At 71.7% G+C, this 14,041-nt stretch carries 11 protein-coding genes; 3 read left to right on the forward strand and 8 right to left on the reverse strand.

Annotation, left to right across the window (positions count from 1 at the left end; translation table 11 throughout):
• Nucleotides 1-143: 143 nt before the first annotated feature.
• From ACFYMU_RS12305 to ACFYMU_RS12325, 5 genes are all read right to left on the reverse strand, one after another.
• Nucleotides 144-983 carry a carbohydrate ABC transporter permease gene (locus tag ACFYMU_RS12305; protein ID WP_388371837.1) on the reverse strand — a complete coding sequence of 280 codons (840 nt, stop codon included), beginning with the start codon at nucleotides 981-983 and terminating at the stop codon, nucleotides 144-146.
• Nucleotides 980-2,341: an ABC transporter permease subunit gene (locus ACFYMU_RS12310; protein WP_388371839.1), complete on the reverse strand. Its 1,362-nt coding sequence runs from the start codon at nucleotides 2,339-2,341 to the stop codon at nucleotides 980-982. Before ACFYMU_RS12310 ends, ACFYMU_RS12305 begins: the two co-directional genes overlap by 4 nt.
• Nucleotides 2,342-2,347: 6 nt before the next feature.
• Nucleotides 2,348-3,676 carry an ABC transporter substrate-binding protein gene (locus ACFYMU_RS12315; protein ID WP_388371840.1) on the reverse strand — a complete coding sequence of 443 codons (1,329 nt, stop codon included), beginning with the start codon at nucleotides 3,674-3,676 and terminating at the stop codon, nucleotides 2,348-2,350.
• 50 nt (nucleotides 3,677-3,726) lie between these two features.
• Nucleotides 3,727-5,373: a glycoside hydrolase family 13 protein gene (locus ACFYMU_RS12320; RefSeq protein ID WP_388371842.1), complete on the reverse strand. Its 1,647-nt coding sequence runs from the start codon at nucleotides 5,371-5,373 to the stop codon at nucleotides 3,727-3,729.
• Nucleotides 5,374-5,558: 185 nt separating this feature from the next.
• Nucleotides 5,559-6,830: an ABC transporter substrate-binding protein gene (locus tag ACFYMU_RS12325; protein WP_388371843.1), complete on the reverse strand. Its 1,272-nt coding sequence runs from the start codon at nucleotides 6,828-6,830 to the stop codon at nucleotides 5,559-5,561.
• A 122-nt stretch (nucleotides 6,831-6,952) separates the two neighbouring features.
• Here ACFYMU_RS12325 and ACFYMU_RS12330 point away from each other — a divergent pair, with 122 nt between their 5' ends.
• The 3 genes from ACFYMU_RS12330 to ACFYMU_RS12340 all read left to right on the forward strand — a co-directional run bounded on the left by ACFYMU_RS12330 (nucleotide 6,953) and on the right by ACFYMU_RS12340 (nucleotide 10,840).
• Complete coding sequence (locus ACFYMU_RS12330; protein WP_388371844.1) at nucleotides 6,953-7,468, forward strand: PadR family transcriptional regulator; 516 nt, start codon at nucleotides 6,953-6,955, stop codon at nucleotides 7,466-7,468.
• On the forward strand, nucleotides 7,465-8,214 hold the full coding sequence (locus ACFYMU_RS12335; protein ID WP_388371845.1) for an ABC transporter ATP-binding protein: 750 nt from the start codon (nucleotides 7,465-7,467) through the stop codon (nucleotides 8,212-8,214). The genes ACFYMU_RS12330 and ACFYMU_RS12335 overlap by 4 nt, the downstream gene beginning before the upstream one ends.
• 343 nt (nucleotides 8,215-8,557) lie before the next feature.
• A complete protein-coding gene (locus ACFYMU_RS12340; protein WP_388371847.1) occupies nucleotides 8,558-10,840 on the forward strand; it encodes an ABC transporter permease in 2,283 nt (760 codons plus the stop codon).
• A gap of 169 nt (nucleotides 10,841-11,009) precedes the next feature.
• On the opposite strand, the gene pgi is transcribed toward ACFYMU_RS12340, so the two are convergent.
• The 3 genes from pgi to secG all read right to left on the reverse strand — a co-directional run bounded on the left by pgi (nucleotide 11,010) and on the right by secG (nucleotide 13,999).
• Entirely contained in the window at nucleotides 11,010-12,659 is a 1,650-nt protein-coding gene (gene pgi, locus ACFYMU_RS12345; protein WP_388371848.1) for a glucose-6-phosphate isomerase, read from the reverse strand.
• Nucleotides 12,660-13,213: 554 nt separating this feature from the next.
• Nucleotides 13,214-13,549, reverse strand: coding sequence for an RNA polymerase-binding protein RbpA (locus tag ACFYMU_RS12350; RefSeq protein ID WP_079083975.1), 336 nt, complete (start codon nucleotides 13,547-13,549; stop codon nucleotides 13,214-13,216).
• Nucleotides 13,550-13,762: 213 nt separating this feature from the next.
• Complete coding sequence (gene secG / locus ACFYMU_RS12355) at nucleotides 13,763-13,999, reverse strand: preprotein translocase subunit SecG (protein ID WP_388371851.1); 237 nt, start codon at nucleotides 13,997-13,999, stop codon at nucleotides 13,763-13,765.
• Nucleotides 14,000-14,041: the final 42 nt, after the last annotated feature.

Raw genomic sequence — 14,041 nt, forward strand, 5'->3', positions numbered from 1 at the left:
CGGCACAGTGGTCGGCTCCCTCGCCGGCCTGCTGATCTACACCCTGTCGCGGGCGCTCGGAGCGTAGTGGGGTGGGGGGGGGGGGGGGGGGGGGCGGCGCGCGCCCCCCCCCCCCCCCCCCCCCCCCCCCCCCCACGACGGGGTCACTTCACCGATCCGGCCATGACCCCCTGGACGAAGTGCCGCTGGAACGCGAAGAACACCACCACCGGCACGATCAGCGACAGGAACGCCCCGGGCGCCAGCACATCGATGTTGCTGCCGAACTGCCTGATCTGGGACTGCAGCTCCACGGTCAGCGGCTGCGAGGAACTGTCGGCGAACAGCAGCGCCACCAGCATGTCGTTCCACACCCACAGGAACTGGAAGATGGCGAGGCTGGCGATGGCGGGCCGTCCCACGGGCAGCACCAGCTGGACGAAGATGCGCCACTCGCTCCCGCCGTCCATCCGCGCCGCCTCCAGCATCTCCCGCGGCATCTCCGCGAAGTAGTTGCGCAGCAGGAAGACGGCGAAGGGCAGACCGTACGCCACGTGGAAGAGCACGACACCGGGGATCGTGCCGAACAGCCCGAGCTGCCCGAAGAGTTTGGCGACCGGCAGCAGCCCGATCTGCACGGGTACCACCAGCAGGGCCACCACCAGCAGGAAGATCGGCTCGCGCGCCGGGAAGTCCAGCCACGCGAAGGCGTATCCGGCGAGGGCCGCGATGACGACGACGAGCACCGTCGCCGGCACCGAGATCAGCACGGTGTTCCAGAACGCCTGGGTGATCCCCGCGTTCTTCAGTAGCGCCGAGTAGTTGTCGAAGGACAGCTGCCCGGGACTGGCCAGCGCCGTCCACCAGCCGCCCTTGGCGGTGTCCTGGGTGGAGCGCAGCGAGGACAGGAACAGCCCCGCCAGCGGCGTGAGCCAGACCAGGCCGATCACCACGAGGAAGGCCTGTACCACCCCGTTGCCCAGACCGCGCCTGACCGCGTTCATCGCTGACTCCTTCGGAAACGGCGGACGTTGAAGGCCATCGCGGGGATCACCAGCAGCAGGAGCAGCACGCCGAGGGCGCTGCCGAGCCCCTGGTTGTTCCCACCGCCGAAGGACACCAGCCACATCTGCGTGGCGAGCACGGTGGCGTCCTCCTGCACCGGCCCGGGCGCGATGATGTAGACGAGGTCGAAGACCTTCATCACGTTGATCACCAGCGTCACGAACACCACGGTCAGCACGGGTGCCAGCAGCGGCACGGTGATCCGCCGGAAGATCTGCCACTCGTTGGCGCCGTCCATCCGTGCCGCCTCCAGGGCGTCCCGCGGCAGGGTGGACAGCCCGGCGCCGATGAGCACCATCGCGAAGCCGGTCCAGATCCACAGGTACGCCCCGATGACGGCCGGGGTGACCAGTGTCGGCCCGAGCCAGGAGATGCCCTGGTAGGGCGGCGCGAAGTTCGACGCCGGGAGCTGCACCGTGTACGCCCCGGAGCCGAGTTGCCCGAAGCGGAAGGAGCCGTCGGACGCGGTCGCCGTGCGCGCGACGGTGCGCCCGTCGCGGACCGCCTCGACCTTCATCCCCGGCAGCCCGCTCTCCCGCCGGTCGACCTTCCCCTGCCGCCCTCCACCGCCGGGCGCGAAGTCCAGGTAGACCACACCGCGCAGTTCACCGGCGGCGGCGTGGCGTCCGGCCGCCGCGTAGGCGGGCTCGGCGCCCGCGGGCAGGTCCTTGGGCAGGACGCCGACGAGCCCGAGGGTCACGGTGTCGCCCGGCGACACGGTGGCGCTCGTCCGGTACGAGCCGTCCCCGGCCCGGGTGAGGCCCTGGCCGTCACGGGCCCGTGCGGCCGGGTACGACGACGTGCCGGTGAAGGCGTCGTGGACGGAGACCGCGGCGGCGTTGAGCACGCCCTTGTCCGGGTCCTCGTCGTAGGCGAGCCGGAAGATGATGCCGGCGGCGAGGAAGGACACCGCCATCGGCATGAACAGCAGCAGTTTGAACGCCGTGGCCCAGCGGACCTTCTCCACCAGGACGGCCAGGACCAGGCCCAGGCCGGTCAGCAGCGTCGGAGCGACGACCACCCAGATGGTGGTGTTGCGGATGGCCTTGAGCGTCGTGGGGTCACGGAACATCTCCGTGTAGTTGTCGCCCCCCACGAAGCGGGTGCCGGACGCGTCGAAGAAGCTGCGGCCGATCGAGAACAGCACCGGGTAGACGACGAGGGCGCCGAGCAGGAGCAGCGCGGGGAAGACGAACAGCAGGGCGATCAACCGCCCGCGCCGCCGCAGGCGCCGCGAGCGGGCGGCGAGTGCGACGGGCGGTGGACTCGCCTCTTTCACGAGCGTGGTGGCGGTCACGGCAGGTCAGCCCTGGTACGCCTTGGCCGCCGCGGCCTCGAGCTTCGCCGCGGTCGCCTGCGGGTCGGACGGGTCGCGCAGGAAGTCCTGCAGCAGCTTCCACTCGCCCGCGCCCTTGGTGCCGCCGAAGGCCGCCGGCGCCTGGTCGGACATGTCGAAGCGGACCGAGTCGCCCGCCGTGACGAGGGACTTGGCGGTCGCACGGGTGACGTCGTCGCCGTAGGAGGAGAGGTCGAGGTGCTTGTTCGGGGACAGGAAGCCGCCCGCCTTCGCCCACACGGCCGCGGCCTCGGGGGTCGCGAGGTACTCCAGGAGCTTCATGCCGGCCTTGGCGTTCTTGCCGTCCTTGAGGACGACCGCCGCGTCGCCGCCGCTGACCACGGGTGCGGTGCCGCCGTCGACCGCGGGGAACGGGAAGAAGTTCGCGTCCTTCCCGATGCTCTTGGCGAACTGGTCATGGGCGACCCCGGCGACGAAGTCGCCCTCGTAGACCATGCCGGCCTCCGGCTTGGGCCCGAAGACCTTCTCGACGGAGCCGGGGAAGTCGGTGTTGAGGGCCTCCTTCTGGCCACCCGCGATCAGCTGCTTGTCCTTGAAGAGCTTGCCGAGCGTGCCGAGCGCCTTGACCACGCTCGCGTCGGTCCACTTCAGCTTGTGCGTGGCGAGGGCGTCGTACTTCTCGGGTCCGGCCTGGGAGAGGTAGACGTTCTCGAACCAGTCGGTGAGCGTCCAGCCGTCCTGCCCGGCGACGGAGAAGGCGGCGAGGCCCGAGTCGGAGACCGTGTGCCCGGCCTTCAGCATGTCGTCGTACGTCGTCGGAGGCTTGACGCCGGCCTGCGTGAGGGCGTCGGGGCTGTACCAGACGGTCGACTTGTGGGCGGCCTTGAAGTACAGGCCGTAGAGGGTGCCGTCGACGCTGCCGTACGTCTTCCACACGCTCGCGTAGTCGGCGTCCACGGTCTTCCGGGCGGTCGGGGACAGCGGGGTGAGCCAGCCCTTCTTCGCGAACTGCTGGAGCACGCCGACCTGCGGAACCATCACGACGTCGGGGGCGTTGCCGCCCTCGATCTTGCTGCCGACGACGGTGGAGACGTTGTCGCCGGTGGAGACGAACTGGGTCTTGGCGCCGGTCTTCTCGGCGAAGGCGTCCAGCACCTTCTGGAAGTTCTTCTGCTCACTGCCGGACCAGACACCGGCCACGGTGACCGTCTGGCCGCTGAGCGCCTTGTCCCCGCCGCCGGCGGAGACCGGGCCGCTGCCGCCGCAGGCGGTCGCCCCGAGTGCCAGGGCGAGGGTGGTGCAGCCGGTGAGCAGGGTGGTACGTCGTCTCATCATCGTTGATGTCCCTTCGGGTTGGGGAGGTGACGGGGAGGGAGGTGACGGGATCAGAGGCCGGTGCCGTCGCTGATCCACCAGGCGGCCGTGGAGCCTGGGAGCACTCCGGCCGGGCAGGGTCCGCTGGACAGCAGGGGCGTGCCGGCGACCGGCGCGGGCGTGGGCGCGGTGGTGAAGTTGACGGCGCAGACGAGGTCGTCGCCGCGGACGAAGGCGAGGACACCGGGCGGGGTGTCCAGCCAGCGCAGCGTGCCTTCTCCCAACTGATCCAGCGCGGCACGCAGTTGGAGGCCGTCGCGGTAGAGATGCCAGAAGGAGCGGGTGTCGGCCAGGGCGCGGTCGGTGGCGTGCTCGGCGAACCACTCCGGCTGCGGCAGCCACGGCTTGGCGCCCTCGGCACCGGAGGTGAAGCCGAACGGGGAGGCCGTGCCCGACCACGGCAGCGGCACCCGGCAGCCGTCGCGGATGCGGGCGCGGCTGCCGGTGCGGCGGAAGATCGGGTCGGTGAGCACGTCGTCGGGCAGGTCGACGACCTCGGGCAGGCCCAGTTCCTCGCCCTGGTAGATGTAGGCGGCCCCGGGCAGCGCCAGCATCAGCAGCGCGGCGGCGCGGGCGCGGGCGGCGCCGAGGCCGCTGCCGCCGGTCGTGGGCTCGCCGTAGCGGGTGACGGTGCGGACCTGGTCGTGGTTGTTGAGGACCCAGGTGACCGTGGAGCCGGTGCCGGCTATGTCCTGCATCGCCTCGGAGATGACCTTGCGGAAGGCGTCGGCGTTCCAGGGGGCGCTGAGCAGGTCGAAGAAGAACGCCTGGTGCAGTTCGTCGGGCCGGACGTACCGCGCGTGTTCCCGGGCGGTCGGCACGGAGACCTCGCCGACCAGGAGGCGCTCGCGGCCGTCGCCCGCCGAGTACTCCTCGCACACCGCCCGCCAGTGCCGCCACACCTCGTGCACCTCGGGCTGGTTCCAGGCGAGCGGGTTGACGGAGTCGCGGGTGCGGGCGTCGGCCTCGGGGTCCGGGGAGTCGGGCAGCGCGGGGTGCTTGAAGAGGCCGGCGGCGACATCGATGCGGAAGCCGTCCACGCCCCGCTCGAGCCAGAAGCGGAGCACATGGTCGAAGTGGTCGGCGACGTCGGGGGTGCGCCAGTTCCAGTCGGGCTGCTCGGGCGTGAACATGTGCAGGTACCACTGGCCGGGGCGGCCGTCCGCCTCGGTGACGCGGCTCCAGGCCGGTCCGCCGAACATGGCGTGCCAGTTGTTGGGCGGCTCGGAGCCGTCCGGGCCGCGGCCGTCGGCGAAGTGGAAGCGGGCCCGGGCGGGGCTGCCGGGGGCGGCGGCGAGGGCTTCGCGGAACCACGGGTGCTCGTGGGAGCAGTGGTTGGGGACGATGTCGAGCAGCACCCTGACGCCGAGCCGCCGGGCGGCCGCCACGAGCAGGTCGAACTCGGCGAGGTCGCCGAAGACGGGGTCGACGCCGCAGTAGTCGGCCACGTCGTAGCCGTGGTCGTGCTGCGGCGAGGGGTAGAAGGGGCTCAGCCAGATCCCGTCGACGCCGAGCTTCTTGAGATACGGGAGTCCGGCCCGGACTCCGGCCAGATCACCGATGCCGTCGCCGGTGCTGTCCAGGAAGCTGCGGACGTACACCTGGTAGATCACTGCGTCGCGCCACCAGCGGTGGGTGCGGATGCGCTTGAGACTCACCCCGTCGACCTGTCTGTGCGTGCTTACGGTTATGCATGCATGTTAAGTAGGCGTGACATTGGAGTGTCAATGAAAAGCGGTAAACTACTGGACAGTTGACCTTACAAATGCGGACGTATCGGCTTACTTCGAAGCGAAGAGAGACGTCCGCGTTACCTAACAAGTAACTAGGAGAGGGGTGACGGTCAGCGGTGGGAGATCGACGCGAGCTCGCGCGCCAGCCGGCGCACCGCCGACTCGGGCGTCTCGTGCCCGGTCAGCGCGTCGTGCATGACCGCCTGCACCGCCAGGCTGACCTGGTCGTAGCGCGGGCTCTTCGGACGCGGGGCGGCCGCGCGGACGCTCGCCCGCAGCGTCGGCAGATACGGGAACTCCCGCACCAGCTCGGGGTCGTCGTACAGCGCGGCCCGTACGGGCGGCAGCGCGCCGCGGGTGAGCACCTGGCGCTGGACGCGCTCGCTGGTGAGGTACGCGATCAGCCGCGCGGCCGAATCGGGGTGCCGCGCGTGGGTGTTGACGGCCAGATTGGAGCCGCCCAGGACACTGGTCCCCGGCCCGCTGGGGCCCGGCAGCGGCACGGCGCCGACCTTGCCGGCGACCGCGGATCCCCTGGCGGAGGCGACGACGTACGCATAGGGCCAGTTGCGCAGGAAGAGCAGATGGCCGTCCTGGAACGCCTGCTTGGACTCCTCCTCCTTGTACGTCAGCGCCGCCTTGGGTATCCAGCCCTCGCGCACACCCCGGGCGAGGAACCCGATGCCCTCGCGGGCCGCCGCCGAGTTCACCGTGACGCGTTCGCCCTCGTCGCCGAGGATCGTGCCGCCCGCCGAGTACACCGCCTCCGCCGCGTTGACGGTGAGGCCCTCGTACGGCAGGAACTGGCCCGCGTAGCCGTCGAGTCCGTACTTCGGGGCGATGGTTCTCGCGTCCCGCTCCAGTTCGGCCCAGGTGCGCGGTGGCCGCACGCCCTCCTCGGCGAGGATGTCCTTGCGGTAGAGCAGCAGACCGGCGTTGGTCACGTACGGCACGGCGTACAGCCGGCCGTCGTAGGTCGCCGTGCCCACGACCGGCGGCAGGAAGCTCGCCAGCGGGAAGCGGTCGCGCGGCAGCGGCCGGATCCAGCCCGCCGCCGCGAACTCGGAGGTCCACGCGACGTCGATGTTGAGGACGTCGAAGCGGCCGCGGTCCCCGCCCCGGAGATCGGTGGTCATCTGCGCGTGGGTCTCGTCGGCCGAGTCCGGGAGCTCGACGAGGGTGACGCGCTCGCCGGGATGGGTGCGGTTCCAGCCTTCCAGCAGCGGGCCGAGGTAGCCGGTGAGGTCGCCCGCGGTCGCCAGGGTGAGCGGGCCACGGCCGTGCGCGGCCCCCTCGTCGGCCCGGGCGCCCGGGGTGATGTAACCGGTCATGACCACAGCAAGGACAAGAAGGCCCCTACCGGCGGCGCGCATCCACCGCATAGGTTCCTCCCTGTACACCGGCACCGGGCACCCTCGCCCGAGTCAGGGCCATGTATACCTGTTAGGTATGGGCGATACTAGGGCCTGGAGCACATGACGAGCACGCGAGGAGGACAGCACGAGTGCGCCTGGCTCTCCTGGCTCTCCTCTCGCGCGGCCCGGCCCACGGCTACGAGCTCAAGCAGGACCTTGAGCAACTGCTGGGCTCCGCGTACCCTCAGCCCAACGTCGGCCAGATCTACGTCACCCTCGGCCGTCTGGAGAAGTCCGGACTGATCGAGGGCGAGGAGATCGAGCAGTCCAGCCGACCCAACAAGAAGATCTACCACCTCACCGACGCCGGGCGGGAGGCGCTGCGCGCCTGGTTCGAGGAGACGGCGGACGAGCCCCGGGTGCGCGACGAGTTCTTCATGAAGCTGGCCCTCGCCCCGCAGACCGGTCTCGCCGACCAGATCGCCCTGATCAACAAGCAGCGGCGCCAATACCTCACCACCATGCGCAACCTGTCGAGACTGGCCGCCGCCGAAGACCGCGACAACCGGATCGCCCACCTGCTGATCGAGGGCGCGATGCTGCATCTGCAGGCCGACCTCGACTGGCTGGAGCGGTGCCAGGAGGAACTGGAGGAGCTGGAGTGAGCGACAGCCCCGCTCCTCTGCTGCGGGCCGAGGGCCTCGTCAAGACCCACTACGGCGAGGGCGCGCCGGCGCACGCCGTGCGCGGCGTCGATCTGCGCGTGCGGCAGGGCGAGTTCGTGGCCGTCACCGGCCCGTCGGGGGCCGGAAAGTCGACGCTGCTGCACCTGCTGGGCGGGCTGCAGCGGCCGGACCGCGGCAGCATCTGGCTCGACGGCGAGTGCACCGACTCCTACACCGAGGCGCGCTGGGCCGTGGAGCGCAGGAAGCGCATCGGGATCGTCTTCCAGTTCTTCAACCTGGTGTCCAACCTGTCGGTCGCGGACAACGTCGAACTGCCGGCACTGCTCGCCGGCCGGTCGCCCAGGCAGGCGCGGTCCGAGCGGCAGGAGCTGCTGGCCGAGCTGGGCCTCGAGGGCAAACAGCGCGGCATGCCGGGCGAGCTGTCCGGCGGCGAGCAGCAGCGGGTGGCGCTGGCCCGGGCCCTGGTGAACCATCCGCCGCTGCTGCTCGCCGACGAGCCCGCGGGCAGCCTCGACAGCAAGGGCACCCGCGAGGTGATGCGGCTGCTCTCGCGCTTCCACCAGCGCGGCCAGACCATCCTGCTGGTCACCCACGACGCCCGGCTGGCGAGCGCCGCGGACCGGGTGATCAGCTTCTTCGACGGCCGCATCGCCGACGACGCGGAGCTGGACGGCACGCCGTCGCGGCGTCCGGGGATCTCGGGTGTGCTGGAGCTGAAGGACTGACTGCGGTGGACGACCAGCTGCCGAGGGACGGCCGTGCGGGGCGGCCGGCACACGCGCCGGGCCCCCGCCGCGCCCCGCACGGGCCCAGGCCCTGTCGTCACATTCCCGTCTGCCGTGCGACGCCATGCACGCTCCCCCAAGCTCTTCGAGCAGGGGGCACCCCCACTCGCCGCCCCTGGCCCGGACCCAAGTACATCCAGTACGTGGGTCAGAGCCCGGCACGCCGAGAGCACGCTCCCCCACTCTCGGCTCCGCTCGAGCGGGGGGACCCCCACGACGCCGCGCGGCCCGCCCTTCGGGCGGACGACGCGAATGTGACGACAGGGCCGAGGGGCTGAGGCCGGTGCGAGCCACCCTGCGCTGGGCGCACTCCGATCTGCGGACGCACCGCGGCGAGGCGCTGTTCCTCGTGCTCGCCACCGCCGGCGTCGTCGCCTCGCTCCTGCTGGCCACGGCCCTGTTCGGCTATGCGACCAACCCCTGGCAGCGGATCTTCACGCAGGCACACGGCGCCCATGTCTGGATCCACACCGCCCCCTCGGCCGACGCCCGCCGGCTCACAGTCCTGGACGGCGTCGAGGCCGTCACCGGCCCGTACCCCACCGAGTCCACCACGGTCGTCTCACGGGGCACCCGCGCCTCCGTCGAACTGCGCGGCACCCCCCGGCTGCCCTCCGTGGGCCGCCCGCTGCTCACCTCCGGCCGCTGGCTCGACCCCGCCCACCCCGACGGCGTGGTGCTGGAGAGCCGCCTCGCCCGGGCGCTGCTGGCCGAGCCCGGTGACACGCTCACCCTGCCCGGCACGACCCGGACCCTGACCGTCCTCGGCATCGCCGACAGCGCCGAACCCCGCTACAGCCCCGGGGAGGAGCCGGGGCTCGTCTGGGCGCCGCCGTCCGCCGTGCGCAACCCCGGCGGCCAGGTGACCGGGCTGCGCCTGACCGACCCCGGTGACACGGACTACGCCGTCCAGCGGGCCGTCACCGTGCTGGGCGCCGGCGCGGTCGACGAGGTCTCCACCTGGCGGCAGGCCCGGTCCGAGGCGCAGGGCGACAACCGGCTGCTGGGCCAGGTACTGGGCCTGTTCGGCCTGGGCTCGCTGATCGCCGCCGGGTTCGCGGTGCACGGGGCGATCGGCACCCGCATCCGCGGCCATCTGCGGGACATCTCGGTGCTGAAGGCGATCGGCTTCACACCCGGCCAGGTCGTACGGATCTTCCTGCTCCAGCACGTGGCCTACGCGCTGCTGGGCGCGCTGGCCGCCGCGGCCCTGACCCAGGGCCTGGGCCGGAGGATCCCGGGCCGGCTCGGCGACGCGATCGGTGTGTGGCAGGGGCTGCCCGACCACACGGTGGCGCTGTTCACGGTGCCGGTGGGAGCCGTGCTGTTCATCGCCGCGACCACGGGGCTGGCGGCCTGGCGGGCGGGGCGGGTGCCTCCGGTGCCGGTGCCGCGGCCCGCGGCACCGGCCGGCGGGCGGCTGTCGGGCGTGGCGCGCAGGGCCCTCGGACTGCGGCTGCCGCCCGCGCTGGTCCTGGGCTGGCACCAGGCGTTCACGCGTCGTCCCCGGTCGCTGGCCACGATCGCCCGGCTGGCGCTGCCGCTGCTGCTGATGGTGGTGGCGATGAGCGCGTGGACCACCATCGACCGCTTCCACAGCAGCCCCGAGCAGGTCGGTCTCCCGGCCGCCCTCACCGTGCGCCCCGACGGCGGTCTCGGGGACACGGCGGCCCGTTCCCTGCTGAACGGCAGCTCGCAGGTCGCCACGGCCTACCCGGGGGTGGAGGTCGCGGCCCTCGTGCCGGGCCAGACGGCCACCATCGCCCTGCGCGGCCTGGGCACCCGGCAGGACCCCTACCCCTACGCCCTGGCCGACGGGCGCCCCCCGCGGGGTCCCGACGAGGCGGTGGCCGGCCAGGGTCTGCTCGACCTGCTGCAGGTGCGCGTCGGCGACTGGGTGCGGATGACGGTGGGCGACCAGCCGCAGATCCTGCACATCGTGGGCCGCAGCATCGAGCCGGAGAACGCCGGGCGGGTCATCTCCACCTCGCTCGACACCCTCCGCGACAACGACCCGCGGCTGCGTCCCACCCTCTACCAGCTCCGGCTCCGACCGGGCGCCGATCCGCACGAGGTCGCCGGCCGGCTGGCCGCGGCCGCCCACGGGCGCCTGGACGTGCATCCGGTGGTGAATCCGGCGGACGGGCTGTCGCCGCTGCGAGGAGTCGTCGCCGGGCTGATCGCCGTCCTCGCGCTCATCGGGCTGATCGAGCTGCTGACCGCGATCGGCGGCACCGTCCGCGAGGGCGAGCGGGACCTGCTCGCCCTGAAGGCGATCGGCCTCTCCCCGCGGCAGATCACCGCGATCACCGTCACGTCCACCGCCTGCACCGCGCTGGCCTCGGTCGCCGTCGGCACGGCGCTCGGGATCCCGCTCGCCCACTGGCTGATCGACGCCCAGGGCCGCTCCAGCGGGATCGGTGCGGGGCTGGCCCAGGGGCCGTCCCCGGTGCTGCTCCTGTTGTTCGGTGCGGCCGCCGTGCTGGGCGCGGCCGCCCTGGCCGCCCTGCCCGCGGCCCGCGCGGCACGACGGCGGCTCGCGGACACCCTGAGCGCGGTGGCCTGAGCGCGGTGGCCCGAGCGCGGGGGCCCGACCCCGATGGCCCGAGCCCGGTGGCCCGAGCCCGGTGGCCCGAGCCCGGTGGCCCGAGCGGTGATCCGGCGGCCTTGGACCGCCGTCCGCCCGCGTCGAGGCGGACGGCCCCGCGCCGCCCGCCCCCCGTGCCGCGTGACCGCTAACGACCGCGCAGGGCGCGGTACTTGGCGACGAGCGCCTTGGTGGATTCGTCGAGGCCCGGGATGTCGGCGCCGTCGGTCAGCGCGGGCTCGACCCGCTTGGCGAGGACCTTGCCGAGCTCCACGCCCCACTGGTCGAAGGAGTCGATGTGCCAGATCGCGCCCTGGACGAACACCTTGTGCTCGTACAGGGCGATGAGCTGGCCGAGGACCGACGGGGTCAGCTCGGTGGCCAGGATCGTCGTCGTCGGGTGGTCGCCCTTGAACGTCTTGTGCGCCACCAGTTCCTCAGGCACCCCCTCGGCACGCACCTCGTCCGGGGTCCTGCCGAAGGCCAGCGCCTGGGTCTGGGCGAAGAAGTTGGCCATCAGCAGGTCGTGCTGGGCGACCAGTCCGGGGGCGAGGCCGGCGACCGGTTCCGCGAAGCCGATGAAGTCGGCCGGGATCAGCTTGGTGCCCTGGTGGAGCAACTGGTAGTAGGCGTGCTGCCCGTTGGTGCCGGGCGTGCCCCACACCACCGGGCCCGTCTGCCAGTCCACCGGCTGCCCGTCGCGGTCCACGGACTTGCCGTTGGACTCCATGTCCAACTGCTGGAGATAGGCGGTGAACTTGGACAGGTAGTGCGAGTACGGCAGCACCGCGTGCGACTGGGCGCCGAGGAAATTGCCGTACCAGACACCCAGCAGGCCCAGCAGCAGCGGCACATTGGACCCGGCGGGCGCGGTACGGAAGTGCTCGTCGACGATGCGGAAGCCCTCGAGCATCTCCCGGAAACGCTCCGGCCCGACGGCGATCATCAGGGACAGGCCGATCGCCGAGTCGTAGGAGTAGCGGCCGCCGACCCAGTCCCAGAACTCGAACATGTTGTCCGGGTCGATGCCGAACTCGGCGACCTTCCCGGCGTTCGTCGACAGCGCCACGAAGTGCCGGGCGACCGCCTTCTCCTCGCCGAGCCCCTCCACCAGCCAGGAACGGGCCGAGGCCGCGTTCGTGATCGTCTCGACGGTGGTGAAGGTCTTGGACGCCACGACGAACAACGTCTGCGCCGGGTCCAGGTCCCGGATCGCCTCGTGCAGGTCCGCGCCGTCCACGTTGGAGACGAACCGGACGTCCAGCGAGCGGTCGGTCCAGGCGCGCAGCGCCTCGTAGGCCATCGCCGGGCCCAGGTCCGAGCCGCCGATGCCGATGTTGACCACCGTGCGGATCCGCCTGCCGGTGTGCCCCGTCCACCCGCCCGAGCGGACCTTGTCCGCGAAGGCGGCCATCTTGTCGAGCACCGCGTGCACCCGCGGCACCACGTTCTCACCGTCCACCTCCACCACCGCCCCCCGCGGGGCGCGCAGCGCGGTGTGCAGGACCGCACGGCCCTCGGTCGTATTGATCCTCTCGCCGCGGAACATGGCATCGCGCAACCCGAACACATCCGCTGCGGTGGCCAGCTCGCGCAGCAGCCGCAGCGTCTCGTCGGTGACCAGGTGCTTGGAGTAGTCGACGTGGAGGTCCCCGACCTGGAGGACGTACCCGCTGCCGCGCCCGGGGTCAGCCGCGAACAGGTCGCGCAGGTGCACCTCGCCGAGTTCCTCGCGGTGCTCGGCCAGAGCGATCCACTCGGGCGTCCGGTCGAGCCTGGTACGGCTGTCTGCGTTCATCTCGGACTTCAGCCTTCTTCCTCGCTGTACTGCTGCGTACCTCGCCCCGCTGCCGACTCAACCTAGTTGATCAGGGCGTGGGGCGACCCGTCGTCGCGCCGTCCCGCGGCGCACCCACAGGTACGTACGTCAGGTGGACGGTGGTCAACGAGGTGGACGGCGAGTACGAAGAGGACGGCCGTCAGCAGCGTGGGCACCTTCAGCCCGTACGTCCGCGCACGCGGGCGCGCGCACGCCCACAGCCTCGATCGTCGCCACGGCTCCCCCCTCACGATGCGCGATGCGCACACCGTGAGAGGCAGCACCGACCAGCGGCGCGAAGGCGACCGCCACCGGGCCCAGGAAGCAGCTCCGGCCGGCCACCCTTCGGTGCCCGGCCGGACCACGATGTCTAGTGCTGTGGCCGGGAAGGTTTGCCGGAAGCTCGCGGCGTCCGGTGCGGTGCATCGCAAGGCGGAGTGTCGCCCGCGTACTGGATGTACGCGGGCGATGCGACAACGCGGCGAGGTGCCGTGCCGGGCGTCGCGAGCCGGTGAACCTTCCCGGTCACAGCACTAGATCTCGCCCCGCAGCTTGGCGAGCGCCTCGGCGAGGATCGCCTCGCCGTCCGCGTCGCTGCGCCGCTCCCGCACATAGGCGAGGTGCGTCTTGTAGGGCTCGGTGCGCGGCGGGTCGGGCGGGTTGTCTTGGTCCTGTCCGGCCGGAAAGCCGCAGCGCGGGCAGTCCCAGGTGTCGGGAACCTGCGCGTCGCTGGCGAAGCTCGGCTGCGTCTCGTGCCCGTTGGAGCACCAGAAGGAGACGCGCAGACGCGGCGCGGACTCGCCGCGCTCGGCCTCGCCCATCGGCCCCGCCCCGACCCGGCTTCCTCGGATCGCGTTGCCACTTGCCACGGTCGTAACTCCCTGCGTGATGGTGCCGCGAAGCGAGTCGGCGTTTCGCTTCGCTGCGAGCGCCTCAGTCTACGTAAGGCCCAACGCGCGTCCAGTGATGGGAGTTACCCCCGCCCCAGGACGCACGCCCCATGATAGGCCGCGTCCGAAGACCCGCACCGAACATGGGGCGTTACGTACTCAATGTGACGTTTGCCGGATGAACGGCAGACGCTAATTGTTGATCTTCATCAGGATGCCGAGCACCACGATGCACGCGAACCAGAGCAGAGCGATCACGATGGTGATCCGGTCGAGGTTGCGCTCGGCGACTGAGGAGCCGCCGACGGAGGACTGCATGCCGCCACCGAACATGTCGGAGAGGCCGCCGCCCTTCCCCTTGTGCATCAGCACCAGCAGCATCAGCAGCAGGCTGAAGACGATCAGGGCGATCGAGAACCCCAAAACCACGGCTGGACCAACTTCCTCGGAGTCGGATGGACGACGGGGCCG

Origin of the sequence: Streptomyces sp. NPDC007264, assembly GCF_042869095.1 — a bacterium.
Classification (GTDB): Bacteria; Actinomycetota; Actinomycetes; order Streptomycetales; family Streptomycetaceae; genus Streptomyces.

What these genes read in the sequence shown, in the direction of transcription:
- ACFYMU_RS12305 (WP_388371837.1), bottom strand. Translation starts at nt 983, where the DNA reads ATGAACGCGGTCAGGCGCGGTCTGGGCAACGGGGTGGTACAGGCCTTC.
- ACFYMU_RS12315 (WP_388371840.1), bottom strand. Translation starts at nt 3,676, where the DNA reads ATGATGAGACGACGTACCACCCTGCTCACCGGCTGCACCACCCTCGCC.
- ACFYMU_RS12325 (WP_388371843.1), bottom strand. Translation starts at nt 6,830, where the DNA reads ATGCGGTGGATGCGCGCCGCCGGTAGGGGCCTTCTTGTCCTTGCTGTG.
- pgi (WP_388371848.1), bottom strand. Translation starts at nt 12,659, where the DNA reads ATGAACGCAGACAGCCGTACCAGGCTCGACCGGACGCCCGAGTGGATC.